This is a genomic window from Thermococcus waiotapuensis (assembly GCF_055384795.1).
On record NZ_AP042429.1, the window covers coordinates 538,983 to 562,430 of the forward strand.

The 23,448-nt window shown below is 53.7% G+C and carries 34 protein-coding genes; 20 read left to right on the forward strand and 14 right to left on the reverse strand.

Annotation, left to right across the window (positions count from 1 at the left end; translation table 11 throughout):
* Positions 1-126: 126 nt before the first annotated feature.
* Complete coding sequence (locus ACZ47M_RS02995; protein WP_315339907.1) at positions 127-411, reverse strand: DUF167 domain-containing protein; 285 nt, start codon at positions 409-411, stop codon at positions 127-129.
* A 58-nt stretch (positions 412-469) separates the two neighbouring features.
* Here ACZ47M_RS02995 and trmY point away from each other — a divergent pair, with 58 nt between their 5' ends.
* Complete coding sequence (gene trmY / locus ACZ47M_RS03000) at positions 470-1,078, forward strand: tRNA (pseudouridine(54)-N(1))-methyltransferase TrmY (protein WP_315339910.1); 609 nt, start codon at positions 470-472, stop codon at positions 1,076-1,078.
* Here the strand turns inward: trmY and ACZ47M_RS03005 are convergent.
* Positions 1,075-1,569: a ribonuclease FAU-1 family protein gene (locus tag ACZ47M_RS03005; RefSeq protein ID WP_315339913.1), complete on the reverse strand. Its 495-nt coding sequence runs from the start codon at positions 1,567-1,569 to the stop codon at positions 1,075-1,077. The genes trmY and ACZ47M_RS03005 overlap by 4 nt on opposite strands.
* Positions 1,570-1,843: 274 nt before the next feature.
* Positions 1,844-3,556 (reverse strand): glycine--tRNA ligase, encoded by a 1,713-nt coding sequence (gene glyS / locus ACZ47M_RS03010; RefSeq protein ID WP_315339914.1) that lies wholly within the window; start codon positions 3,554-3,556, stop codon positions 1,844-1,846.
* A gap of 265 nt (positions 3,557-3,821) precedes the next feature.
* Here glyS and ACZ47M_RS03015 point away from each other — a divergent pair, with 265 nt between their 5' ends.
* On the forward strand, positions 3,822-4,052 hold the full coding sequence (locus tag ACZ47M_RS03015) for an LSm family protein (protein WP_010477410.1): 231 nt from the start codon (positions 3,822-3,824) through the stop codon (positions 4,050-4,052).
* A gap of 19 nt (positions 4,053-4,071) precedes the next feature.
* Complete coding sequence (locus ACZ47M_RS03020; RefSeq protein ID WP_315339918.1) at positions 4,072-4,263, forward strand: 50S ribosomal protein L37e; 192 nt, start codon at positions 4,072-4,074, stop codon at positions 4,261-4,263.
* Between the two features lie 10 nt (positions 4,264-4,273).
* Here ACZ47M_RS03020 and coaBC read toward each other — a convergent pair whose 3' ends face one another.
* The 4 genes from coaBC to acs form a co-directional block, all read right to left on the reverse strand.
* Entirely contained in the window at positions 4,274-5,497 is a 1,224-nt protein-coding gene (coaBC, locus tag ACZ47M_RS03025) for a bifunctional phosphopantothenoylcysteine decarboxylase/phosphopantothenate--cysteine ligase CoaBC (protein WP_315339920.1), read from the reverse strand.
* Between the two features lie 33 nt (positions 5,498-5,530).
* Positions 5,531-6,052, reverse strand: a complete 522-nt coding sequence (locus ACZ47M_RS03030; protein WP_315339922.1) for a hypothetical protein — start codon at positions 6,050-6,052, stop codon at positions 5,531-5,533.
* A gap of 403 nt (positions 6,053-6,455) precedes the next feature.
* Complete coding sequence (locus ACZ47M_RS03035; RefSeq protein WP_315339925.1) at positions 6,456-7,160, reverse strand: metallophosphoesterase family protein; 705 nt, start codon at positions 7,158-7,160, stop codon at positions 6,456-6,458.
* A gap of 84 nt (positions 7,161-7,244) precedes the next feature.
* The gene (gene acs, locus ACZ47M_RS03040; protein WP_315340930.1) at positions 7,245-8,642 is read right to left on the reverse strand and encodes an acetate--CoA ligase alpha subunit; all 1,398 of its coding nucleotides are present in this window, start codon (positions 8,640-8,642) and stop codon (positions 7,245-7,247) included.
* 215 nt (positions 8,643-8,857) lie between these two features.
* On the opposite strand from acs, the gene ACZ47M_RS03045 reads away from it, so the two are divergent.
* Together ACZ47M_RS03045 and fen are read left to right on the forward strand one after the other, a co-directional pair.
* A complete protein-coding gene (locus ACZ47M_RS03045; RefSeq protein ID WP_315339927.1) occupies positions 8,858-9,319 on the forward strand; it encodes a phosphate-starvation-inducible PsiE family protein in 462 nt (153 codons plus the stop codon).
* Between the two features lie 92 nt (positions 9,320-9,411).
* The gene (fen, locus tag ACZ47M_RS03050) at positions 9,412-10,434 is read left to right on the forward strand and encodes a flap endonuclease-1 (protein ID WP_315340933.1); all 1,023 of its coding nucleotides are present in this window, start codon (positions 9,412-9,414) and stop codon (positions 10,432-10,434) included.
* Here the strand turns inward: fen and ACZ47M_RS03055 are convergent, their stop codons facing one another.
* From ACZ47M_RS03055 to ACZ47M_RS03075, 5 genes are all read right to left on the reverse strand, one after another.
* Entirely contained in the window at positions 10,435-11,337 is a 903-nt protein-coding gene (locus ACZ47M_RS03055) for a transcription initiation factor IIB (RefSeq protein WP_315339929.1), read from the reverse strand.
* A gap of 37 nt (positions 11,338-11,374) precedes the next feature.
* Positions 11,375-11,656 (reverse strand): hypothetical protein, encoded by a 282-nt coding sequence (locus ACZ47M_RS03060; protein WP_010477433.1) that lies wholly within the window; start codon positions 11,654-11,656, stop codon positions 11,375-11,377.
* A 19-nt stretch (positions 11,657-11,675) separates the two neighbouring features.
* Entirely contained in the window at positions 11,676-12,014 is a 339-nt protein-coding gene (locus ACZ47M_RS03065) for a DNA-binding protein (RefSeq protein ID WP_315339932.1), read from the reverse strand.
* Between the two features lie 81 nt (positions 12,015-12,095).
* On the reverse strand, positions 12,096-12,548 hold the full coding sequence (locus ACZ47M_RS03070; protein ID WP_315339935.1) for a 30S ribosomal protein S19e: 453 nt from the start codon (positions 12,546-12,548) through the stop codon (positions 12,096-12,098).
* 3 nt (positions 12,549-12,551) lie between these two features.
* Positions 12,552-12,968 (reverse strand): YhbY family RNA-binding protein, encoded by a 417-nt coding sequence (locus tag ACZ47M_RS03075; protein WP_315340935.1) that lies wholly within the window; start codon positions 12,966-12,968, stop codon positions 12,552-12,554.
* Positions 12,969-13,053: 85 nt separating this feature from the next.
* Here ACZ47M_RS03075 and ACZ47M_RS03080 point away from each other — a divergent pair, with 85 nt between their 5' ends.
* The 8 genes from ACZ47M_RS03080 to ACZ47M_RS03115 all read left to right on the forward strand — a co-directional run bounded on the left by ACZ47M_RS03080 (position 13,054) and on the right by ACZ47M_RS03115 (position 16,881).
* Positions 13,054-13,656: a DUF7411 family protein gene (locus ACZ47M_RS03080; RefSeq protein WP_315340937.1), complete on the forward strand. Its 603-nt coding sequence runs from the start codon at positions 13,054-13,056 to the stop codon at positions 13,654-13,656.
* A complete protein-coding gene (locus tag ACZ47M_RS03085; RefSeq protein WP_315339938.1) occupies positions 13,653-14,522 on the forward strand; it encodes a DNA-3-methyladenine glycosylase family protein in 870 nt (289 codons plus the stop codon). Before ACZ47M_RS03080 ends, ACZ47M_RS03085 begins: the two co-directional genes overlap by 4 nt.
* A gap of 4 nt (positions 14,523-14,526) precedes the next feature.
* The gene (locus tag ACZ47M_RS03090) at positions 14,527-14,694 is read left to right on the forward strand and encodes a hypothetical protein (protein WP_010477445.1); all 168 of its coding nucleotides are present in this window, start codon (positions 14,527-14,529) and stop codon (positions 14,692-14,694) included.
* Complete coding sequence (locus ACZ47M_RS03095) at positions 14,687-15,142, forward strand: PIN domain-containing protein (RefSeq protein WP_315339940.1); 456 nt, start codon at positions 14,687-14,689, stop codon at positions 15,140-15,142. The genes ACZ47M_RS03090 and ACZ47M_RS03095 overlap by 8 nt, the downstream gene beginning before the upstream one ends.
* Positions 15,139-15,459 (forward strand): hypothetical protein, encoded by a 321-nt coding sequence (locus tag ACZ47M_RS03100; protein WP_315339942.1) that lies wholly within the window; start codon positions 15,139-15,141, stop codon positions 15,457-15,459. Before ACZ47M_RS03095 ends, ACZ47M_RS03100 begins: the two co-directional genes overlap by 4 nt.
* 66 nt (positions 15,460-15,525) lie before the next feature.
* The gene (locus tag ACZ47M_RS03105) at positions 15,526-16,134 is read left to right on the forward strand and encodes a nucleotidyltransferase domain-containing protein (RefSeq protein WP_010477451.1); all 609 of its coding nucleotides are present in this window, start codon (positions 15,526-15,528) and stop codon (positions 16,132-16,134) included.
* Positions 16,100-16,489 (forward strand): HEPN domain-containing protein, encoded by a 390-nt coding sequence (locus ACZ47M_RS03110; protein ID WP_010477453.1) that lies wholly within the window; start codon positions 16,100-16,102, stop codon positions 16,487-16,489. Before ACZ47M_RS03105 ends, ACZ47M_RS03110 begins: the two co-directional genes overlap by 35 nt.
* Positions 16,486-16,881: a hypothetical protein gene (locus tag ACZ47M_RS03115; RefSeq protein WP_315339952.1), complete on the forward strand. Its 396-nt coding sequence runs from the start codon at positions 16,486-16,488 to the stop codon at positions 16,879-16,881. Before ACZ47M_RS03110 ends, ACZ47M_RS03115 begins: the two co-directional genes overlap by 4 nt.
* A gap of 143 nt (positions 16,882-17,024) precedes the next feature.
* Here ACZ47M_RS03115 and ACZ47M_RS03120 read toward each other — a convergent pair whose 3' ends face one another.
* Entirely contained in the window at positions 17,025-18,104 is a 1,080-nt protein-coding gene (locus ACZ47M_RS03120; RefSeq protein WP_315339955.1) for a DUF512 domain-containing protein, read from the reverse strand.
* Between the two features lie 58 nt (positions 18,105-18,162).
* On the opposite strand from ACZ47M_RS03120, the gene ACZ47M_RS03125 reads away from it, so the two are divergent.
* Together ACZ47M_RS03125 and ACZ47M_RS03130 are read left to right on the forward strand one after the other, a co-directional pair.
* Positions 18,163-18,696, forward strand: coding sequence for an adenylate kinase family protein (locus ACZ47M_RS03125; protein WP_315339958.1), 534 nt, complete (start codon positions 18,163-18,165; stop codon positions 18,694-18,696).
* A gap of 127 nt (positions 18,697-18,823) precedes the next feature.
* The gene (locus tag ACZ47M_RS03130) at positions 18,824-19,810 is read left to right on the forward strand and encodes an N-acetylmuramoyl-L-alanine amidase (protein ID WP_315339960.1); all 987 of its coding nucleotides are present in this window, start codon (positions 18,824-18,826) and stop codon (positions 19,808-19,810) included.
* Here the strand turns inward: ACZ47M_RS03130 and ACZ47M_RS03135 are convergent.
* A complete protein-coding gene (locus ACZ47M_RS03135) occupies positions 19,801-20,301 on the reverse strand; it encodes a type II toxin-antitoxin system VapC family toxin (RefSeq protein ID WP_315339962.1) in 501 nt (166 codons plus the stop codon). The genes ACZ47M_RS03130 and ACZ47M_RS03135 overlap by 10 nt on opposite strands.
* A 58-nt stretch (positions 20,302-20,359) precedes the next feature.
* Here ACZ47M_RS03135 and ACZ47M_RS03140 point away from each other — a divergent pair, with 58 nt between their 5' ends.
* The 5 genes from ACZ47M_RS03140 to ACZ47M_RS03160 are packed head-to-tail and all read left to right on the forward strand — an operon-like array spanning position 20,360 to position 23,422.
* Complete coding sequence (locus ACZ47M_RS03140) at positions 20,360-21,127, forward strand: LamB/YcsF family protein (protein ID WP_315339964.1); 768 nt, start codon at positions 20,360-20,362, stop codon at positions 21,125-21,127.
* Positions 21,128-21,165: 38 nt separating this feature from the next.
* On the forward strand, positions 21,166-21,363 hold the full coding sequence (locus tag ACZ47M_RS03145) for an antitoxin family protein (RefSeq protein ID WP_315339967.1): 198 nt from the start codon (positions 21,166-21,168) through the stop codon (positions 21,361-21,363).
* Positions 21,350-21,727, forward strand: coding sequence for a type II toxin-antitoxin system VapC family toxin (locus ACZ47M_RS03150; RefSeq protein ID WP_010477462.1), 378 nt, complete (start codon positions 21,350-21,352; stop codon positions 21,725-21,727). Before ACZ47M_RS03145 ends, ACZ47M_RS03150 begins: the two co-directional genes overlap by 14 nt.
* A 5-nt stretch (positions 21,728-21,732) precedes the next feature.
* Entirely contained in the window at positions 21,733-22,428 is a 696-nt protein-coding gene (gene pxpB / locus ACZ47M_RS03155) for a 5-oxoprolinase subunit PxpB (protein WP_315339971.1), read from the forward strand.
* A complete protein-coding gene (locus ACZ47M_RS03160) occupies positions 22,421-23,422 on the forward strand; it encodes a 5-oxoprolinase subunit C family protein (RefSeq protein ID WP_315339973.1) in 1,002 nt (333 codons plus the stop codon). Before pxpB ends, ACZ47M_RS03160 begins: the two co-directional genes overlap by 8 nt.
* Positions 23,423-23,448 lie beyond the last annotated feature (26 nt).

The following is a 23,448-nucleotide window of genomic DNA, read 5'->3' on the forward strand; positions in this document are numbered from 1 at the left end:
ACGCATTTCGAACAGTAAATAAAGCAACGGTCTAAAGGAATAAGTTTTAAGCAGGTTGTAATGCATTACACCCCCTACTTTCGAAAAATCACCCCAGAAACAAACCTATCCGTTGGATCACAAGCGCTAAAGCCCGAGCTTCTTTCTCACCTCTTCCTCGCTCAAACCCTTCGCGAGCAAGTCCTTCTCCCTGCTCGCTTCGCCCTTCACGAGCTCGATCTCTGCCCCAAGAAGCCTCGAGAAGAACTTCACTACCTCTCTGTTCGCCTTCCCCTCAACGGGTGGAGCTTTGATTTTGACCTTCAGGCGACCGCGCCACTCGTCTACCCCTTCGATAGCGTTCTCCTTTGCATTCGGCTGGACGTGGATGAAGAGTAGAGTCCCATCCTTTCCCTCCTTCAGGAACTTCATCTCATCACCACTCCCGGGTAGGTTAAGCCCTTTAAACCCCTTTACCTTAGCTTCCTCCATGAGGACTTTCATAATCAAGGCGAAAGAGGCCCATACGAGGGCGGATTTCAGGTTAGATGACCTTCCCGGGACAAGCGGGAGGATCGACCTCCTCTGCAGGGTTCTGAACTCTGCCTTTCTCCTTTCCCACGGCTTCAGAAGGAACGTTAGGGTCTGGCTTCTCCTCTACGGCCCGCCGGATCCTCCCAAGGCGATACGGTTTGATGGGCCTAAGCTAAGGGTCCGCCTCAACCCGGACGAGGGTAGCACGGCCAAGCTGATAATGAAGGCATTGAAAGCCGGTGAAGACCTCAGAGAACCTGGAAAAGAGGTTGAGGTTTACCCCGGCCTCTCCGTGAGCAACAGAACCTTTGAAGACGTGATACGACTGACCGTGAAGAACTCCGCGCTCTATTACCTCCACGAGGAGGGAAGGTCAATAGGTGAGTTGAGCTTCCCCCAGAACGTTGCCTTCGTCCTTGGCGACCATAATGGCTTGAGCAGGGAAGACGAGGCCTTTTTGGAAGGCATAGCCGAGAGGGTAAGCGTTGGGAGAAAAAGTTACCTCGCGTCGCACGTCGTTGCCTACGTAAACATCTTCCTCGACTCCCTTCCAAATCCTCCCTAATACCTCCAGACGATCTCCGGTGGAAACTCCCTCCGCTTGAGCCTCTCGAGGATTCCCTGAGCAGCTGAGCGGGCGAGGTCGAAGGTTCCCTTGTCTATTAACCCGTAGTTCAGGGCCATCTCAAGCTCGTCTTCATCGAGGAGGAAAGCTTCTCCGTCAGAAAAGACGAAGATGTCGAGGAAAAGGTCGAGCATCTCTAAGGTGTTCCCTTCGCGTTTTGTGTACACCAAAATGTCAATGTAGAGCCCCTTAAAGTTCCCCTCTTCATCGTAGACCTTGAGGATGTCATAGTTCTCCCCGATGAATGCGAAGTAGACCATTCCATAGCCGTTGTCTATAACTTTAACGCCCTTCACTTTCAAAGGCGCGAGCATGCCCTCAAAGCGGGATCTGGCGACGATTATGGTTCCAAGATCTGCTATTACTTCATCGTCCCGCTCGAGGATGCGGTTGGGGATGCGTTTGTAGACGAGGTGGATTTTGGCCGTCATTGGACTCCAATTTAAGTAGACAGCTGGGGTTAAAAAGCTGGCTGATTGAGTTTAACAATGGCGTTTTTGCCCGCCTCGGTTGGTATTTCTCCTCTTGGGGGCTTCGTCTTCACGGCAGGAAGGATGCCGGTGTTTTTTCCATTGATACAGGGCTATGCTCGTAGAGTTAATTGCAAAAACGCCACCATGGCAGGAAAGGGCCGTGAGAACACTTAAGGAGGATTTGGTCATGCCTAATCGAAGAGGGAATTGAGAAAATCATCGGGAAGGAGGGCTAGCTCCCGAAGATCAGCTCCCTCAGCTTTTCAGGAAGCTCCTCGACCTTCACCCTCATCTGCTCCCTTGTGTCGCGGTCGCGGATTGTAACGGTGCCGTCCTCGGGAGTCTGGTTGTCCACCGTTACACAGTAAGGTGTTCCTATCTCGTCGTAGCGGAGATAGCGCCTCCCTATCGTGTCCTTCTCGTCGTATATAGCTATAAAGCCGGCCTTCTGGAGGGTTCTGAAGATCTCGTAGGCTATGCTCTTGAGCGGCTCTTTAGCAACGAGAGGAAGCACGGCAACCTCAATCGGCGCCATGTCCTTCTTGAGCCGGAGGTAAGTCCTGTCCTCCTCGATGACGAGGCTGTTCTCCAGGAGCAGGTAGAAGGGCCTGTCTATGCCGAAACTCGGCTCAAGGACGTGCGGGACTATTTTCTCCCCTGTTATCGTCTCCTCGACCTCCCTGATTATGAAGTCTTCCCGCTCAAGCTCGTAGCCCTCGATTGTAACCCTGCCCTCCCTCTCAAGGAGCTCCACAAGCTCGCGCTTCTTCTCCTTGCCCCAGCCCAGTATAAGGTCGCTTATCCTCTTGGCGTCATTCTTGAGCTTCGGCCCGACGCGCTTCATGTTGAGGCCCACTTCGAGTCTCTTCACGATTTTTGGCTCGTCGTAGTGGATGAGAACCGTTAAGTCAGTCCCGCTCTCGCGCATGTGCCTGCTGAGGTCGTAGTCGCCGCGGTTGGCTATTCCAACGCACTCCACCCAGCCGAAGCGCTCGCTGTGAATTTCTGCATCCCAGGTGTCGCGCGAGTAGTGGGCCCTCTCCTCTGGAAGCTGCTGGCGGAACCTTATCTTCTCCTCCGGAATGCCGATATCCAAGAGAACCCGCTTGACCATGACCATGTAGTAAGCAAAGAAGGTATTCATGATGTAGCCCTTCCTGACGGCCTCCTCCGCTGTAATCTCCACCATTCCAAGGTTCTTGCGCTGGTGCTCTATCGGGTAGAGCCTGAGAACCTCGTCTTTAACCTCGTCGAAGTGTGGGTGCTCCGTTTCGTTTGGGTTGAAGAATATCTCAGCTTCAGCCTGTGTGAACTCCCTGAGGCGAAGCATTCCCTGTCTCGGAGAAATCTCGTTGCGATAGGCCTTTCCAATCTGGAAGACGCCGAAGGGGAGCCTGTCTCTCGCGAAGGCGTTTAAGCGTCTGAAGTTGACGAAGATGCCCTGGGCAGTCTCGGGCCTTAGATAGCCCTTCTGGTCCCCGTAGGGGCCTATCTTTGTCTCGAACATGAGGTTGAAGTACCAGACGTCGGAAAGCTCGCCCCCGCACTCGGGGCAGCGGATGTCGTGCTCCCTGATGAGCCGGGTGAGGTGCTCCGCGGAGAGGCCCTCGGTGTCTATGCCCAAGGCCTCTTCAACGACGTGGTCGGCCCTGAACCTTGTCCCGCACTTCTTGCACTCAACCAGGGGGTCAACAAACTTCTCAACGTGGCCACTCGCTATGAAGACCTTTTCAGGTGTTATATCGGGAGTTTCAACCTCGAAGAAGCCCTCCCTCTGGAAGGCTTCCCTGATTTTCTGCTCGATTTTACGCTTTATCGTCGCACCAAGCGGGCCGTAGTCATAGAATCCGCGTGAACCACCGTATATCTCAAAGCTACTCCAGGCGAAGCCTCTCCTCCTCATCAAATCCTGCAGAACCTCGTATTTGTCAGGCTTTTCTCCCATCGCTCACCACCTGAGACTGGAGTATGGCCAGTTCATAAAAAGCTTTTGGGAACGCTATCGTCAGTTTGTCAAGGAAATTGGGAACTGGCGGAGAGACTCACCCCAGCGCGAGAAAAGATTATCTTGCCGTTCTTTACACCCCCGGTGATACAGACTTGTACCCTCTCAGACCTAGGAGTTCCGAAAATGGGGGAAGAACGGAAAGAGTTATAAACCGTTCTCCTCGTTATCGCTATGAGCTTTGATTGTTTGGAGGTGCGTGAAAATGGCGGAAAGACCACTCGACATTATCCACAGGTCCCTCGACAGGGACGTGCTCGTGCTCCTAAAGAAAGGAGGGGAGTTCAGGGGGAAGCTCATCGGTTATGACATCCACCTGAATGTTGTCCTCGCCGATGCCGATTACATTCAGGACGGCGAGGTCGTTAAAAGGTACGGTAAAATTGTCGTTAGGGGAGACAACGTTCTGGCAATTTCCCCGGTTGACATTGAGTGAACCCTCGTGAGGTGATACCATGGGAGCGGGGACGGCAGCAAAGGGCAAGCGCAATAAAACTCCGACCCACATAAGGTGCAGGCGCTGCGGTAGGAAGGCCTTCAACGTCAGGAAGGGCTACTGCGCCTCCTGCGGCTTCGGCAGGAGCAGAAGGATGAGAAAATACAGCTGGTCCCACAAATGGAGAAAGGGGAGAAACCTCTCCTACTGAGCTTTTTCTTTTATATTCCCGCACTCAGTAGATTCTCTATCTCCTCCCAGAGTCTTTCTGCGAGCTCCCTCTTGCTCATTCTTGGGAGTCTCTTGTGGATGTCCCTGTCGACGAGGATAACTTCGTTTTCATCGCTCCCAAAGGCCTTGAGGGTGTTGGCCACAACTAAATCACTTCCTGCCCTGGATATCTGTTTCCGGGCCTCACTGATCAGCTCTTCTTCATTTAACCCAGCCTCCGCCTTGAACCCTACCAGGAAAACCTCTGGCTGGAGTTCCTTTATCCTGCTGATGATTTTGGGGGCCGGTTCAAGTTCAAGGGTTAGAGCCTGGTCGCTCTTGATCTTTACCTTGCTTTTCTCCTTAACCCTAAAATCGCTGACCGCTGCAGCCATAACAACGACATTGTACTTCCTTGAGCCGAGCTCGGATTCTATGGCGCTCATCATTTCCTCGACTGTGTCCACTTCTATTTGCCTCTCGACGAAGCTTGGAACGCTGCTTCTGGTTCTTATCAGCGTTACCTCTGCCCCCCTCAGTTCGGCCTCCTCCGCTATGGCAACGCCCATTTTGCCGCTGCTCGAGTTCGTTATGAACCTTATGGGGTCAATGTACTCTCTTGTTGCTCCAGCCGTGACGAGGACGCGTTTTCCCTTCAGGGGTTTTGGGTGGAGCTTTTTGATGACTCTGTAGACTATCTCGTCTACTGACGCAACCTTTGCTTTTCCCTCCTCAAAACGCGGCCCTATGAATTCGATGCCAAGTTTCTTGAGCTTTTCAATGTTCTCTTTTATTATGGGATGGTCGTACATTGTGGAGTGCATCGCGGGGGCTATCATTATCGGCGTGTGGGAAAAAGCCGTTGTCACAACGGTTGTAACGGGTGTGTCGTCTATTCCGCTGGCTATCTTTGAGATCGTGTTTGCCGTTGCGGGACAGACGAGGATTAGGTCGGCTTTGTTCTCATGCTCTCCGGCCAGTTCTACATGTTCGATAAACCCGGTTATCTCTGTAACAACGGGATTTCCAGTTGCAAACTCCATGGCATAGGGATGTATTATCTTGGTTGCGTTTGGACTCATGACTGCGTGAACCTCAGCACCGTGCCTTATTAGCTCCCTTGCTAGCTTAACGCATTCAACTGCCGCTATGCTCCCAGAAATTGCAAGCACTATCTTTTTTCCAACCAGCTTTCTGCTCTTAGAGGCATGTATGAGTTTGACGTGGTGTAACATGGTACCACCATAGAAGAGTGTGGAAAGGAACATTTAAAACCTACTCTGAACTGGCTGTGCTCTCGGGGAGGACTTTACGATTATCTTAACCATGTTGGAGTCATTAACTATCTTGATGTTCGAGGGGTCTTCCAGGGTAAAGGGGCCAATTTGAGATCTCAGGATAGCTTTGATGATGTCCTCTGAGCACTCCTTTTCTGTTATGATAACAACCTTTGAGGGAACCCTCGGGTTGAAGTCAAACTCCATAAAAACAACAACGGGGTACTTTGAGTCTCCAATCTCGAGGGGAACCAGAAAAGCCTGATCAATTTTTTCTAAGTGTTTCTCGCCGTAAACTATGTGGACTATGCTTATTTCAACGTTCTCGTTGAGAATTCTGGCAAGATCGAGGAGGATTTCCTCCATTCCAACATTGGGGACTACAAGTCTGATTGAAAAAGTGCCCCTATCTTCGTTTAGAAAGAGCCAGCGAATAAAAATCCCCTTCTCAACCAGGAGGTTCATTGCCGGGTTTAGTGAATGCACTGGTATTTCAAAGTCGAGCTCTGGCATTTAGGTAACCCCCTGTTTTATTATTTTTGTTCTTTTAAAACTTTTGTCTCCCATCTTCACAGTAACAATTATGAAAGAAAGTGGCACAAAATGCACATCCCCTTCCACTCAGTTCTCCCGGAGGGTCGGACCTTATTTACAGCGGGGTGATTTAACCTCCATATTCAAGACGGGGGTGCCACCCACCCGCTGGATTTTTGATTTCATCGTATATAAGCTTTTTCCCGAAAATTGTGGGATTTTTAATATTCACTAAAAATTTTTCCAATTTTATGAAAATTATCCAAAATCTCTGACTGCGTCTTCTTCGAACTTCCCACCCACGCGACTATAACCGGCTCTACGGTTATCATTCCGTCCTTAATCATGGGCTTTAAAAATTTTGAGTTGAACTCAAAACTCCTTAATAACCTTCGAAAAGCCTCTCGGCCAGAAACCTTGGCAGGCCCGCCTCGATTATTTTTCTCGCCGCTTTTTCAACGTCGTATTCAACGCGGTGGAATTCAACGTTGTTAGGGGGCTCTTCTTCGGTGTCTATAACAGCGTACGCCGCCCTCCAGTCGCCGTCGCGGGGCTGGCCGATACTTCCGGGGTTTATTACTCTCTTCACCATCACCTTCAGCATCGGTACGTGGGTGTGGCCCACCAGCAGGTCGTCCTGCGTGATGTAGTTGAGAACGGCCTGGAACTCGCTATCCGGGAGCCAGGGGAAGAGATACTCATCAAGGGGCGCCCTCGGTGAGCCGTGGATGAGAAGGTAACTCCTCCCGGTGTCGTCGGTGAAGAGTTGCCTCACGGGGAGCCTCCTCAGGAATTCAAGGTTCTCGGTGCTCATTACCCGCTGGTGCCACCTCACAGCTTCCCTCGCATAAGGGTTGAAGCCCCAGTTGGCACCGAAAGCAACGGCGTTGTCGTGGTTTCCGCGAACGCAGAGGAAAGTCCTTTTCTCCATCTCTTTCTTCACGAACTCAACGACCTCGTTTGGAGAAGCGCCGTAGCCAACCAAATCCCCCATGCAGAGGATTGCATCCGCTTTCTTGATCTCTTTCCACACAGCTTGAAGGGCCTCAAGGTTGGAGTGGATGTCAGAGATTAGGGCGATGATCATGGCACTTCCCAAAACCGTATGGGAAGCCTATGTTAAAACACTTACCTGTGAGAACCAGCGAATGAAAAGAGGGAAGGGAGGGGCTCACTTCCCCTTCTGCTTTGCCTTCCAGTTGCTCCATCTGTAGAGCGCCGCCAGGGCCTTTATCGCCCTTTCCGGCTCCGGATAGGCAGGAATGCCCTCTTCGTTGAGCCTGTCGATGGCTTCCTTGGCCTCTATTCCACCGACGATAGCTACCACTAGCGGTTTCTTCCTTCCGCTCCCGTTGTACTCGCGGATGACGATGTTGGCCAGGTCACGCGGGTCGAGAACGGCCGTCTGGCAGTAGAGGACGGCTATGCTGTGCATGTTCGGGTTGGCCAGAGCGTCCCTGAGGGCCCCCTCGTAGCTCTGAGCTCCCGCCATACCGGTAAGATCGACCGGGTTCTTGTAGGAACCGAAGGGCGGCATGTGTTTTGCAAAGACCTTGAGCTCCTCCAGGTTGTCGTAGAGGTGCAAGCCAGCCTCTTCAGCGGCGTCGGTTGCCATAACGCCTATCCCACCGCCGTTGGTGAGGATGACGACGTTCTCGCCCTCTGGCTCTGGCAGGTTGCTGAGCGTTCTGGCCCAGTCGAAGGCTTCCCCAATTGTCAAGGCCCTGAGAACACCGCTCTGCTTGAATGCCGCGGTGTAAATGCTGTCAGCTCCAGCAAGGCTTCCGGTGTGGCTTGCGGCGGCCTTTGCACCGCGCTCGCTCCTTCCGGCCTTTATTATGATGATGGGCTTCTTCTTGCTGACCTTCTTTGCAGTCTCCATGAACTTCCTCCCGTCCTTGACGCCCTCCATGTAGATGAGGATGGCCTTGGTATTCTCGTCCTCCTCGAAGTATTCGAGCAGGTCGGCGTCGTCGATGTCGCTCTTGTTTCCGATGCTAACAACTGCGGAGAGGCCGACCTTCTCAAGTATCGTCCAGCCCATGAGGGCTATTCCCAGGGCTCCGCTCTGGCTGATCAGAGCAAGCGGCCCAGGGAGAACGTCCGTTGGGCCAAAGGTTGCGTTGAGCTTCTGGGGGGTGTAAACTACACCGAAGATGTTCGGGCCAAGGATCCTCATCCCGTACTTGCGGGCCGTCTCGACGAGCTGCTCTTCCACCTTCTTGCCTTCCTCACCAAGCTCACCAAAGCCCGAGCTGATGATCGGGAGAACTTTAACGCCCTTCTGTCCGCACTCCTCAACGACCTGCGGCACGAACTTAGCTGGGACAACTATGACGGCCATGTCAACCTCATCTGGAACTTCGAGGATGCTCCTGTAGACGGTGAACTTCCTTCCGCTGATCTCCATCTCGCCGCCATTAATGTTGACGGCGTATATCTTCCCCTCATAGCCGTACTCGACGAGGTTCTTCATGATGGCATAGCCTATCTTCCCCGGCTTATCTGAAGCGCCTATAACTGCGACGCTTCTCGGCCTGAAAAGGGCTTCGATTTTCGGGTCAGCCATTGTTATCACCCCTGATGACATTCGCGCTTTTACGTCTGTAAAATGCAGTTAAAACCTTTCTCTTCCCTTTTTGCCGATTGAAGGTTCGGCAGACGTTAAAACACTGAAGATGAGTTTTAGCCTACTGAAATCAGTTGGGCTGCCCCCGATAATCCGGAGAGCCAGGCGCAGGAAAATCTTTAAAAGCAAACCGGCAAAAAAATTAGGGTGGTCTAGTGGCAATACTACCCGAGCCAAAGAAAGAGCCAACGCCGCTCGAGAGCATGGCTCTTAAGTGGATGAACCTTTCCTTTGACTTCGTTGTGATAGTATTGGCCCTTCTCACGATGGCGTATGTGGTTTATGCGATATGCGACCTCGTTGGAATCATGTTTCATGGTTTTGACGTCGAGGGGGCGCTTCATGAGTTTCTTCTCGTCATAATACTCCTCGAGCTGTTTGAGCTTCTCACCCTCTACATAAAGGAGCACCACGTGAGCATGCGCCGTGTGGCCGAGCTGGGCGTCGTTGCCCTGGTGAGGAAGCTCGTGATAACCGTTGACTATAAATCCCTCGGCTGGGAAGTCATGCTTGGAATGGCCGCCCTGATATTCGTCCTTGGCTGGATATACGTCCAGGAAAGGCGGAGGGTTTCGGAAGAGGAGAAGTTCATCGTAGAGCACGGGCTAAACCGATGATGAGCCTTCCCCTCCCCGAGCGGTGAGGAGCAATCCGGTAGGCTGAGGCAAAGGCTAAATACTTCCCTTCCCTATCTTTTTCGGTGGTGAGCATGGGAGTTCAGATCGGTGAGCTCGTGCCGAGGAAGGAGATAGAGCTGGAAAACCTTCGTGGGAAAAAAGTTGCAGTTGATGCCTTCAACGCCATGTACCAGTTTCTCTCGACGATAAGGCAGCCTGATGGGACTCCTTTAATGGATTCGAAGGGCAGGATAACCTCTCATCTGAGCGGCTTCTTCTATAGGACAATAAACCTGATGGAGGCCGGAATAAAACCCGCCTACGTCTTCGACGGAAAGCCACCGGAGTTCAAGAAGAAGGAGATAGAGAAGAGGAGGGAGGCAAGGGAAGAGGCCGAGGAAAAGTGGCAGGAGGCCCTTGAGAAGGGCGACCTGGAGGAGGCGAAGAAGTACGCGATGAGGGCAACCCGCGTTAACGAGGAGCTCATAAGCGATGCCAAAAAGCTTCTTGAGCTAATGGGCATTCCTGTTGTCCAGGCTCCGAGCGAGGGAGAGGCTCAGGCGGCCTACATGGCCGCAAAGGGCAAGGTTTACGCCTCAGCGAGCCAGGATTATGACTCACTCCTCTTCGGCGCGCCGAAACTCGTGAGAAACCTCACGATAACTGGAAGAAGGAAGCTGCCGGGGAAGGATGTCTACGTTGAAGTGAAGCCCGAGCTGATCGTCCTGGAAGAGGTTCTCAAGGAGCTTGGCATAGACCGGGAGAAACTTATAGAGCTGGCGATTCTTGTGGGGACGGACTACAACCCCGGGGGTATAAAGGGCATCGGCCCAAAGAAGGCCCCGACGATAGTCAAGAGAATCAATGACCCGCTCAGGAAGTACAGCGATGAGAGTGAGGTCGACCTCTACGCGATAAAAGAGTTCTTTCTCAGTCCCCCCGTTACAGATGACTACGAGCTGAGATGGCGCGAGCCCGATGAAGAGGGGATTCTAAGGTTTCTCTGTGAGGAACACGACTTCAGCGAGGAGAGGGTTAAGGGTGGCCTTGAAAGGCTGAGGAAAGCGGTGGAGAGTGGAAAGCAGAGAACGCTTGAGAGCTGGTTCGGAAGGTGATCACGTCAGCGGAACCTTCAGGTTTAGTTTTTCTACGAGCTCTTTGTACCTGTTTCTCACAGTTACTTCTGTGACCCTTGCCACCTCGGCCACTTCCCTCTGGGTTCTGCGCTCTTCCTCCATAAGTCCGGCTATGTAGAGAGCTGCCGCAACCAGGCCGGCGGGACTCTTTCCGCTCGTTAGCCCCCTATTGTAGGCTTCCTCGAGCAGTTCTATGGCCTTCTTTCTGACCTTTTCGCTCAAACCAAGCTCATCCGCAAATTTGTTGACATAGTCGCTGGGCTTGACGAAGAGCTTTTTGGGGGTAAGGTTCAGGTGTCTCGCTATGAAACGGAAGCTCCTCCCAATCTCTTTCTTATCGACTTTTGAAACCTCGGCTATCTCGTCCAGAGTACGCGGTATTTTGAGAAGCCTGCAGGCGGCGTAAACACAGGCGGCTATGACGCTCTCTATAGACCTTCCCCTGATGAGGCCTTTCCTGACGGCGTCACGGTAGAGCCTTGCCGCCTCTTCCTCAACGTGCCTCGGGAGAGCTAAGTGGCTTGCCAGTCTGTCCAGTTCGCTTAGGGCAAAGGCGAGGTTTCTCTCCGCGGCGTCACTAACCCTGAGCCGGGACTGCCACTTCCTGAGACGATAAATTTTCTCTCTCATTAAGCCCGTGACGGAGCGGTCAATGCCGATGTCGGTGGAGAGTCCTTTATCGTGTAGAAGAATGCTTTCGGGGGCGCCAACGCGAGCCCTTTTTTCTCGCTGTCCGGGGTCGAAGGCCCTCCACTCGGGGCCCTCATCCACAACGTTCTCCTCAATAACGTAGCCGCACTTGGCGCAGACGATTTCTCCCCTGCTGGGGTCGTATATAAACTCCTCGGAGCCGCAAACCGGGCAAACCCTTCTTTTTTCCATCCCAACACCCCCACGGCGGGCCCTATCTGGATGCACCTTATAAACCTTCTCCCCTCTTGGGGATGTAGCGGAGGATCCAGACTATGTCCTCTTTTTTGAATGTGATCCTCTCCAGTATCCGGACATCCGGCCTCTCTTCCTCGACGACGTTGGCATACACCCACAGGAAAACCGGATCGTCATCTGACCCAACGTGAAGGTTCTTATAGAGCACATCCACCGTGCCATCACTGTTCTTCTTGACGGAGACGGCCTTCCACGTTTCCCTGCTTACGAGGTTTCTCTGGTAGATCAGCTCAACGATGTCCCTGGCGTCCATGAGCAGGCATCACCAGCCCTTACCATTTTATTCTGAACTCCTTTCTGGTTTTCTCCTCTATCTGGGCCAGTATCCTCTTCAGCTTTTCATCACTTAGGGGCTCCTTTATCTGACCTGCCTGATAGAGCTGGGCTAAAATGAGCTCAACCTGTCTCGCAAGCTCGGGCCTCACAAGCTTGACCCTCCCAAGCCTCTCCCGGGCCTCTGGAGTTAGAACCTTCCTCATTATGGCGTTGAGCTGAGCCTCAAGCTCCATCTCCTGCCTTATCGCTTCTTCCTGGGCCTTTTGCTGTTCGAGGTACTTCCTTTGAAGCTCCATAAGCTTTCGCTTCTTGATTTCCTCCACGTCCTCTGCCATATTCTCACCCCAATCTCACCTCGAAGTCCAGGTTAAAAAGGTATCTTCAGGGACAAAAACGTAAGGGAACAAAAGCAGGGCTCAGTACTTCTTGAGCTCCGGAATCTGCTCCTCAAGCTCCCTCTTGAGCTCGGTGGCGATCTCATCCAGGAAGCTCTGGCCCTTTGGGGTTACGGCCCTTCCCTCGCCGGGAACCTTCTGGATGAAGCCGGCCTGCTCCAGCTGCTGGAGGGCTTTTCTGACTATGCTTCCGCTGGCCTTGTAGAAGCGCTCAGGAGCGTGCCCGCGGTTCTTTTTTCCGCCGTACCAGGTGCGGAGCCTCTCGATGCCAACCGGCCCGTCGACGTAGACCTTCCTGAAGACGCTTGCTACTCTGTAGTACCACCAGTCTTCCTGCTCCGGGAGCCTCTCCTTGTGCCTGCTGGTCTTTACGAACTTGGCCCATTCCGGGGGCTTTATCTCCTCGATCTCCTTGAGCTTTTCCGCGACCCTCTTAACGAGCAGGTCACCGGGAACGTCATAAACCGTGGCCATCCTTCAATCCCTCCCTTTCTTAAACTTCCTCCTGAAGTTAGCGATATCGAGCCTGACTTTTTTAACGGGCTTCTCTTCCCGCTTTTCTTCCGAAAGCTCCTTTCTCTGGAGCTTCCTTAAATACTTTTCCCAGCCTTCCCTTGGCTTGAACAATATAAACCTTTTGCCCCTGACCTCGATGAGCTCGCTGTCCGTGAGCTCAGCCACCCTCTCCGCCAGGGCTTTTCTGTCGAGACCGGTTGAGATGAGCGCGCCCTTCCTTATCTCGACCTTGAGGATGCCATCCTTTTCGAGCTGGGTGTTTATCTCCTCAATGACTCCCTCATCGAGTCCATTCTTCCCTATCCAGGCTCGCGGTTCTATATCGTAATACATCGCGCGAAGTGCTCTCCTCACCTTACCGGGTAAGCGTTTCTCCATGACTCTCACCACTAACCCCTCGAGGGGGATGACCTTATAAAAGTTGGCCTTTTAAAGGTGTGGGGTGCAAGTGGAGGGTCAAAAGATGCTCGTCTATCACCTCTACTCGGGCGGAAAGGACTCCAGTCTGGCCGCCTGGATACTGACGAGGCTAGGCTACGATGTCAGGCTGGTGACTGTGAGCTTTGGCATTCTTGATAACTGGCGCTTCGCGAGGGAAGCGGCTGAAAACCTCGGCTTCGAGCACAGGGTTCTCTACATGCCCAGGGAGATCCTCGAAAGGGCCGCGGACATGGCAATAGAAGACGGCCACCCGAGCAACGCGATACAGTTCATCCATGAGAAAGCTTTGGAGGCGCTTGCTTCTCTCCCGGAAGTTGAAAGGATAAGTGACGGCACCAGGAGGGACGACCGCGTTCCCCTCCTCGACCTGCCAAAGGCCCGCTCGCTGGAGGACAGATTCAACGTCGCCTACATAAGGCCCCTCCTCGGAATCGGCTACAGGACGATTAAAGAACTCACGGAAAGGCTCTTTGTAGTTGAAATCCGCGAGAGCGAGCAGCTTGAGAAGGCCGACTATGAAGTGGAGCTGAGGCACCTTCTCCGCGAGAGGGGCATCGATCCGCTCACCATTTTCCCAAAGAGCCACTATCAGTCGAGGGTTTTGGGCTGGAGGGGGCAGCTGTGATCTTTGACCTCGAAAAGATTTCCCGCGAGATGATAAGGAACGGCACCTGGAAGTTTGAAGGGGGAGTGTTTTACCAGGCCCTCCGCCTCCCCAACGGGGAAATAACAGTGGCTGGCTACGACGGGGAAAACTTTCTTCTCCCCAGCGGTCTTGGGAAGGGGGACAAAGAGTTCGTTGAGGAGAAGCTCTCCTTCATCCTCGGCCTTGACACTGACCTGGACTCCTTCTACGCGGAGATAAGCGACTCGCCCTTTGCCTTCCTAATTGATGAATTCTGGGGTTTAACCATCCCCGCCGCTCCAGGCGAGTATCAGGCCCTTGTTGAGGTCATAGCGCAGCAGCAGGTGAGCTTCGACTTCGCCCAGAGGACGATTGCGAACCTTGTGAGAATAGCCGGGAAGCCTGCGGGGGACATTTATGCCTTTCCAAGGCCAGAAGAGATAGCCAAACTAAGTGAGGAAAAGCTCGGGGAGGCGAAGCTCGGCTACCGCGCTCACTACATAAAGAACCTGACCGCCCTCTACCTTGGGGGGAAGCTCAACCTCGACCTGTGGAACTGGGGGGTGGAGGAAGCGTTAAGCTACCTCACGAAGTTCCGAGGGATAGGGAAGTGGACGGCCGAGCTCTTCCTCGCCTATGGTTTAAGGAAGAATGCTTATCCCGCTGGTGACCTCGGGCTTAGGAGGGGAATAGCGAAGATTTTCGGGAAGAGCGTGAAGGAAGTGAAAGAGCGAGACGTTCGAGAAATAATCGAGCCCTACGGGAAGTGGAAGGGCCTGCTGGCCTTTTATGTGACCTGCTACGACAGGAAGACCGAGCTGGAGAGGAAAGTTAAAATACAAAACCGGCGAAAAAGTCACGGGTGATGAGATGCTCATTGACATGAAAACCCTCTCCGTGCTGATGGAGATCAGGTCTAAGAGGGGAGGCAAAAAAAGATCTGCTGAGAGGATGCTGGGCATACTGGAAGGAAAGCTCCCCGAGGGAATGACCAGCATGGAACTGCTCAGAAGGATGAGGGAGGAGGAGTATGATTAGGGTCTATCTCGACACAAACGTCCTCCTGAACGTCTGGTTCAAAGAAGAGAACCCTAAAACTGGGGAAAAGCTGTGGAATGCTCCCCTCCAGATTTTAGAACTTGTCGAAAACGGAAAGATTGAAGGTGTCGTTTCGATATTCACGCTGATGGAAAGTGCCCAGGTGTTCAAAAGGAACAAATTGGATCCCGAAAGGGTCAAAGAGATTGAGGACGTTGGTATTGAGGTTTACATTCCCAGCGAACTGACCCTGATTGATGCGTTCTCTTTTCAGTTGAAACTCGGCACTGACCCTTACGATTCTGTGGCACTGGCATCAGCACTGGCGTCGGGGTGTGATGTCCTGATAACGCGAGACGAAGACTTCAGGAAGAAAGCAGAGGAGCAGATAAGGATTTTGAGTCCCGAAGAATTCCTCGAATGGATCGCCACGAGTGATGAGTCATGAAGATAGAAGTCTTCCTTTCCCGCGAGAGGTTCAAAGCCCTCAAGGGTAAGGATATAAACGCCCTCCTCAGGGAAAACCTGCCGAGGGTGGAAGAGACACTGAAGGCCGAGCGGGAGGAGCTTCTCCGCGGGAAGATAGCTAAACTGGAGGAGAAGCTCCGCGAGATGGAAGGCGAAATTGAGGAGCTCAGGAAGTTCTACGAGAAAGCCCTGAGGGACAGGGAGTTTATGATTGCAGAGCGCGAGAAACTGAAAAAGGAGAACGCCGAGCTCGGGGCGAAGGTCGGGGAAGAAAAGTGGGCTGGAGAAAGTTCATGAATCGTGAACGAATAGTTCATGGAGTGTGAACGAAAAGTTCATAAATCGTGAACGAGAGTGTTTATCATGCACGAACTGCTCTCAACTGAGGAAAGAATAAAGGTGCTCCAGTACGTTTTAGAGCGTAGTCTCATCGGCGTGGAAGAGGTAGCCAACGCCACCGGACTGAGCAAGGGGCTTGTCTCGAAGACCCTTTCACTCCTCGTGAAATATGGGATAACGAAAAAAGAGGGGAGGAAGTTCAAAATTCTGGAAACCCCTCAGAAAAGGGAGCTCAAAAGGTTCCTGAACTTTGTAACACTATATCCAAAGCTCAAGGCACTGAAAGAGGACTGGATTATTTCCCTTGGAGTCTACGGAAGCTTCGCGAGGGGGGAAAACAGGCCGGAGAGCGACCTTGATGTCTGGGTTTTCACCAAAAAGCCGGGAATTTCGAGGTCAGCCAAACTAAAGAGGGCAATAGAGCTTGCCGTAGGGAGGGAAGTTAACCTGCTCCTGCTCACATCAAACCGCCTGAATGCCCTGAGGGAAAACGACCCGGTGTTTTACTACTCCTTGGTTTACGGTTCGCTGATAATATGGGGGGAGCCCCTTGACAGGATTTCAAGCCTGCGTGGAGAGGGGACTGCTCAGAAGGGTAGTGCCGTCAAAGGAGAAAGGACTGCTGAGCATTAAACGCGCCGAGGAGTGGCTCTCCGAGGCACGGAAGACCCTCGGATTCGGCTCTTACAGGAGCTCGCTCATTGCATCATACATGGCGATGTTCCACGCCGCCAGGGCACTCCTCTTCAAAGACGGCTGGAGGGAAAAGAGTCACTACTGCATAGCGCGCTATCTTGATGAGTTTTATGTAAAAACCGGAAAGCTCGATGGGAGCTGGGTGGAACTCTTGGATAGGATGCGCGAGCTTAGGCACGAGGACCAGTACGATATCGTTTACACTCCAGAGGCTGAGGAGGCCGAGGAAGCTTTGGAAATAGCAGGGAAGTTTATTGATGTTGTCAAAAAGCTCTTGGAGGAGTTGGAATGAAGCTCATCATAAGACCCGAGGAGGGCTTTGGGAAGATCAAGGTCGAGCTGGATGAAGGGCTTGAGAGGGAAATTCTGAGGCTGGCAAGGCGCTACGGCTTTTCCCCGGAGAAGGTTATCGAGATTGCTTTAACGGGAGAGTTTAGGGGGCCAAAGGGGGACGTTGACGGGCTGGAGGAAAGGGCCCGGGAACTTGAAAAACGGGTGTGGGAGCTGGAGATGGAGTACGCCCCGCTTAGATACAGGGCCTACGGCGTCAGCGAAGACAACAAAATCCTCGCCATCGAGCTTTCCGGCTTAATAGCGGAGAACAACCAGCTGAGGCGCTTCCTGGGGCTTCATCCCAACAGGGACCCCGAGCTGAGAAAGCTTATATCCTACTACATGAAATAGCCCACGCGGATGATGAGAGCGAATTGCGCGGATCTGTGAAGAGAAGCACCCTCTGACGCCGTCCCGGACGGGCCGTGAGGAATCCAAGACGGGATGAGCGAAGGCGATGATATACCCTATGAGCGCCGAGCCCGTCCGGGACGTTAAATTGCCCCGACCTTCTCAAGAACCTTAGGAACCTCGGCCGGCTCAAGCGCGCTCTCGACCATGTAGCCCCTCTCAACGAGTATCCTCGAGATGAGCTCATCCCTCGTGTAGCCGTCGAGGGTTTTATCCCCGTAGAACATGAGCTCCGGAAGAAGAATCAGGCCGAGGTCAACCTCGGGGAGGCCCTCAACGGTTCTCAGGACATCTCTTCCGGTAAGAAGACCGGCCGTCCCAATGTTGCCCCCAAAGAACTCGTTCTTCACCCTAACCACAGGAATCCTCGGGAAGATCCTCCTGAGCTCCGGATACGCCAGCTCGCCCGTGAGGATGTAGGTCGGGATTGCCGGCTCAACCTCAACGGGCCCAAAGTCGAGCCTAAGCTCCCCGAGGAGGGCCTTGAACACCGGGGGGATGACGACCTTTATACCGGTTTCATCGCCAGCTTCTAACGCTGTCTCCTTAACAAAAACCAGCTCCTCCCCCGTGAGCGGTCTGACGTTTTTGTTGTACTTTGTCACGCCGACGGGGAACAGCCTGACCTCCGCGACATCCATAGAGGCCAAATCTCTTATTATCTCACCTATGTCGTCAACGTTGTAGCCCGGGGTGAGGATTATGTCCGCTATGACCCTGAAGGTTTTAGCGACCAGCGGGAGAAGGTCTATAAGCCTGCCCGCGAGCGGGCTCCTCATCAGCGCAATTCTCTTCTCCTTCTTCGTCGTGTGGACTGAAATCTGCATTTCATCGAGTCCCGCCCTGGAGAGGCTTTTGATCCTTTCCTCGTCGAGCCCAACGTTTCCGGCGGTATCTGTAATGCGAATCCACAGCTCTGGATAGTGCTCGCTGACGTAGGCTATCCTCTTCTCGAGCTCCCGGTCGTTGAGGGTGTCGTGGAAGGAGACGCGGTAAATCATCTCCGGCGGATTCTGGCGGAGGTAGCAGAAGAGGCAGTTGCTCCCGCAGGGGCCGGCCCTGCTCGACAGGGGGATGACAACTAAATCCTCCCTCTCATCGACTCCATCGAGCCCGTACTTTGTGATCTTCCTGAGTTTGAAGTCCTCGGTGAACTCGTACATGGTGGGAACTTCGGGCAGGCTTTTAAAAGCTTGGGGGTGATAAGGTAGAGGTGGTGGCATGATCATAGCGGTAACCGGCACGCCGGGAGTTGGAAAAACAACCGTTTCAAGGCTTTTAGCTGAGAAGCTCGGCTATGAGTACGTAAATCTCAGGGACTACGCGATTGAGAAGGGAATCGGCGAGATGAGGGGGGACGAGCTCGAGGTTGAGGTGGACGAGCTGGCCTACAACTTCGAACGAGATTACGCTGGAAAAGATGCCGTCGTCGACGGGCACCTGAGCCACTTCCTCAGGGCCGACCTCGTGGTTGTTCTGCGCGCCCATCCCAAGCTGATAGGCGAGAGGCTAAAGGAGAGGGGTTATCCAGGGGAGAAGGTCGGGGAAAACGTCGAGGCTGAGCTCGTTGATGTCATCCTCGTGGAGGCCCTTGAGGAAAACGAGAACGTAATCGAGGTTGATACAACTGGGAAAACCCCGGAGGAAGTCGTTGAGGAGATCCTCGGGCTCATCGGGGAGGGCGTTAAGAGACGGGTCGGCGTCGTTGACTGGAGCGAGGTTTACGACGAGGTTATTCCTTACCTGAGGCTTTAGAGTCCTCTTTTTTTCCCAGGGGAACCTCCCCGAACCGTGGACAAAACAGTTCATGTTCTAAATGCACAAATCGGCCCGCGCAAGCTTTATAGCCGGCTTTTTTGGCGGGTTCATTGATGGCTCGGGGATGGTGCTGATGAAACCAAAAGCGCTGTTTGTTGCAGTTTTGCTCTTCAGTGCCCTACTGTGGTTACCAGCAACAGGGGCAGGCCCCTCCAGCCTGAGCGGTTATACAATCTGCGTCGATGCCGGCCACGGTGGGTCGGACCCTGGAGCGGTTGGATACGTGGTGGAGAAGACCGTCAACCTCGAGATAGCGCTTAAGGTGGCCAAACTCCTTGAAATGGACGGCGCAAAAGTTGTTCTCGCGAGGAACGGCGACTACGATGTTAGCCTCCCCCAAAGGGTTCAGATAGCAAACTCCGCTGGTTGTAACATCTTCATAAGCATCCACGCCAACGCTGGGCCAAGTTCGGCGAGCGGCTTTGAGGTCTACCACTACTACGGCTCATCCAGAGGAAATAGCCTGGCGACCTACGTTGACAGTGAAATAGCAAAGCTGATCCCGCTCTGGAACAGGGGCGTCAAGGAGGCGGGCTTCTACGTCATCAAGTACACAAACATGCCCGCGATACTGATTGAGACCGGCTTTGTGACGAACTCCTACGATGCGGGCATAATAGGCGATGAGTCATACCAGTGGAAGTACGCTTACGCTATCCTCCATGGCGTTCAGAGGTACTTCGGTGTCCCGGTTCACGACCCTGTTTCGATTCCGACAGTTAAGAACGTAAGGTTCGCCGACAGCGGGAGCTACTTCAGGGTAGTCCTCGACATGAGCGAAAAGGCCAACTACCACGTTTACTACACCTCCTACTCGAAGGGCTACCGCCTCGTCATCCAGGTGGACAACGCCCAGCTCGCTAACCTCGGGTGGCCCGTTTCCAACGGCCAGTACTACATCAGAACTGGCTCGACAATAGCCCCTGTAATCTACGCCACCCAGAGCGGGAACAACGTTTTAGTCATCGTTGAGCTCAGCAGCCCCTACAGGCCTTACAAAAGCTTCACCCTCTCCAACCCGGACAGAATAGTCGTGGACATCTATCCCTGATTCCTTCCCAGCTTTTTTCTTCTCGGGATCAGCCTCACGGGGCTTCCACAGTCGGGGCAGACCCCATCTGGAGGCATCTCCTCAAATTTTTTCCCGCAACCTATGCAGACGTAGTTCCAGCGGATTGTCCTTTTTATACCCCGCTTTAGCGTTCTGAACTCTATGCCGAGGGTTTTGGCTACGTTCTGGAGGTTGTAGTCGTCGGTGAAGAGGACTCCTTTGAGCTCGTAAGCTAAGGCGAGAACCTCTATATCAGCCTCGCTCAACTCGCTTAACTCGCCCGTCCTCCTCGCGGCGTCTTTGATGGCCTCCATGCTCCCCTTCGAGGGAACCAGAACCCTGACCTTGCCCGCGCTGATCAGGCCTTCTAAGAACAGCCTCGACTCGGGGTCCTTTACCTCTTCAGCGACCTTTGGCGTGGTTACGCCTTCCACGTCAACGCCCTGGATGAATATCGCCGCGTCGATCACCCAGACTTTTTCCTCTTTCATGGCCTCCAGTAGGAGAAACCCTTTTTTAGATTTCCGTCGAAAGGGGAGCGGTGGGAACATGAAGGTTGACCTCAACTCTGATCTGGGGGAGAGCTTTGGGAGGTACAGGCTCGGCCTCGACGAGGAGGTTATGAAATACATAAGCTCGGCCAACGTCGCCACCGGCTGGCACGCAGGGGATCCCCTCGTCATGAGGAACACCGTAAGGCTCGCGAAGGTGAAAGGTGTAGCCGTTGGGGCACACCCCGGCTATCCAGATTTGCTCGGCTTCGGGAGGCGATACATGGAGCTTTCTCCGGAGGAAGCGAGGAATTACATTCTCTACCAGATCGGGGCACTTTACGCCTTTGCCAGAGCGGAAGGCCTCGAGTTACAGCACGTCAAGCCGCATGGTGCCCTTTACAACGCCTTAGCAAAGGAGGAAGAGCTCGCGAGGGCGGTCATTGAGGGGATAGCGGATTTTGACAGAAAGCTCATCTTCGTAACGCTTTCCGGCTCAAGGCCTGCTGAGATAGCGGAGGAGATGGGGGTAAAAGCGGCCCACGAGGTCTTTGCCGATAGGGCCTACAACCCGGACGGAACGCTGGTTTCACGCTCGAAACCGGGGGCAGTGATACATGACAAGGACGAGATAGCCGAGCGCGTGGTTTCCATGGTCAAGGACGGCGGAGTTAAGGCGATAAACGGCGAGTGGGTGGACCTTAAAGCAGATACCATCTGCCTCCATGGGGACAATCCTAAGGCCGTGGAGATAGCGGCCCACGTGAGGAGGGCACTCGAAGAGGAGGGAGTGAGGATAGTGCCGATGAGGGAGGTAGTCCGTTAGGTTTTAAGGCCAGATTACTAAGTAAGTGCGGTGGGAGTATGGGGGTTGTGGAGGCGATTTACGAGAACGGGGTTTTCAAGCCGCTGAAGAAGCTCAACCTTCCTGAGAAGAGAAGGGTGAAGCTGATAATCTTGGACGAGTTCATCAGAGACCTAGACGATGCCTTTGGGATACTGGAGGCGGACATAGATTTAGAGAAGCTCAGGAAGGAGTGGGACAGGGATGTATCTCCTTGATACCGACGTTCTGATTGACGTTCTCAGAGGTGTTGAGGGGGCCAGAGAATTTTTGATAGAAATCGTGGAGAGAGGGGCATTTATCTCCACCGTTACGATAGCGGAGCTGTTCTCAGGCAGGGAGACGAGAGATCCAATTAAGAAGGAGAAGATAACGAGGCTTCTTGGCCACTTTGAGGCCCTGCCGGTAACTCCTGAGGTGGCAATGCTCGCGGGAGAGATCAGAAGGGACTACCAAGTGTCACTGGGAGATGCGATCATAGCCGCCACCGCGGCTGTTCATGGGCTTACAGTTGTCACTGGAAACACCAGGCACTTCGCAGGGGTTGAAGGCGTTTCCGTACTGAAGCCTCCGTACCGGTGAACCCCATGAGGCCCGAACTAAAGCCGGCGGGCGACTCTGCCCTTCTCGTGTCTTTCGGCGAGGCCATAGACGAGGGGATAACCGCCAGGGTTCACTCGATAGCGAGGGCAATAGAAAAGGCGGGCTTTGAATGGCTGGTTGAGGTAGTCCCGGCTTACTCCTCGCTCCTGGTGATCTACGACCCCCTCGAAGTCACCTACGTCGAAGTCGAGGCCTCGATAGGGCCCCTTCTGGATACAAAGGGCGAGACCTCCGGGGGCAGGCTCGTTGAAATACCGGTGGTCTACGGCTCTTCCTACGGGCCGGACATCGGGTTTGTTGCCGAGCACAGCGGCCTCACCGTTGATGACGTCATTGAGATTCACTCCAGGCCGGTCTATCTCGTTTACTTCCTCGGCTTCCTTCCCGGCTTCGCTTACCTCGGCGGGATGGATGAGAGAATAGCAACGCCCCGCCTGGAAAAACCCCGCCTGAAAGTTCCCGCCGGTTCGGTTGGCATAGCCGGAAAGCAGACTGGCGTTTACCCCCTCGAAAGCCCTGGCGGCTGGCGGTTAATAGGGAGGACGCCGTTGAGACTTTTTAATCCAGCAAAAGAGCCCCCAACCCTTCTCCAGCCGGGTGACCGGGTGAAGTTCGTGCCGATAGACGAGGGCGAGTTCAGGGAGTTATACATGGAAGAATGGGGGGAAGGCGTTGATTGAGCTCCTCAGAGTTCCCTCCCTTCTGACGGTCCAGGATTCCGGCAGGGAAGGCTACAGAAAGCTCGGAGTTCCAGTCTCTGGTTACATGGATGACTATTCGGCGAGGATAGCCAACTACCTCGTCGGAAATCCCGGAAACAGCCCGCTCCTTGAGTTCCTCCTCGCCGGGCCGACGCTGAGGTTCAACGCCTCTTCCGTCTTTGCCGTTGCTGGGGATGTCGACGCCAGGCTCAACGGGATTCCAATAGAGCCCTGGGAGAGCCACTGGGCGAAGAGGGGCGACGTTCTTGAGGTAGGAACTTTAAGGAGCGGCCTCTACGGCTACATAGCCTTCGCGGGCGGAATAAAGTGCGAGAGGCTTTTAGGGAGTTGCTCTGCTTACCCAAAGGCAAACCTCGGAAGGCCGCTGAAGGCTGGGGATACGCTCAGCCTGGGTTATGCAGTCCTAACTGGTAGGGAGGGGCGCCATCTTCCCGGGGAGCTCAGGCCGGATTATTCGGGTAATAGGAGAGAAATACGGGTCGTCCTCGGGCCAAACCTCGAGCACTTTACCGGGGAAGGCGTTGAGACGTTTCTGAGCGAGACCTACACCGTAACCCCCGAGAGCGACAGGATGGGCTACCGCCTGGACGGGCCGGCAATAGGGCACTCTTCCCTGGGAGCCGATATTGTGACCGAGCCTCTCATGCCCGGGGCCGTTCAGGTTCCAGCGGATGGAAGGCCAATAGTTATGATGCGTGACGCTCAGACAACCGGTGGATACGCAAAGGTGGCGACGGTGATAAGCGCTGATCTGCACCTCTTAGCCCAAAGCAGGCCAGGAACGGGGGTGCGCTTTAGAGCGGTAACCGTTGAGGAAGCCTTGGAAATCCTGAGGGGGCGCGAGAAAACGCTGGGAGCTATAGAGGCCTTTTTGAAGGGGGAGATGAGGGCTTACAAAGTGAAGGCTGGAGGAAAAGAGTTCACGGCCTTCGCGGGAAAGGTTAAATATTGATGGCACCCTCTTTGCCCGGGTGAGGA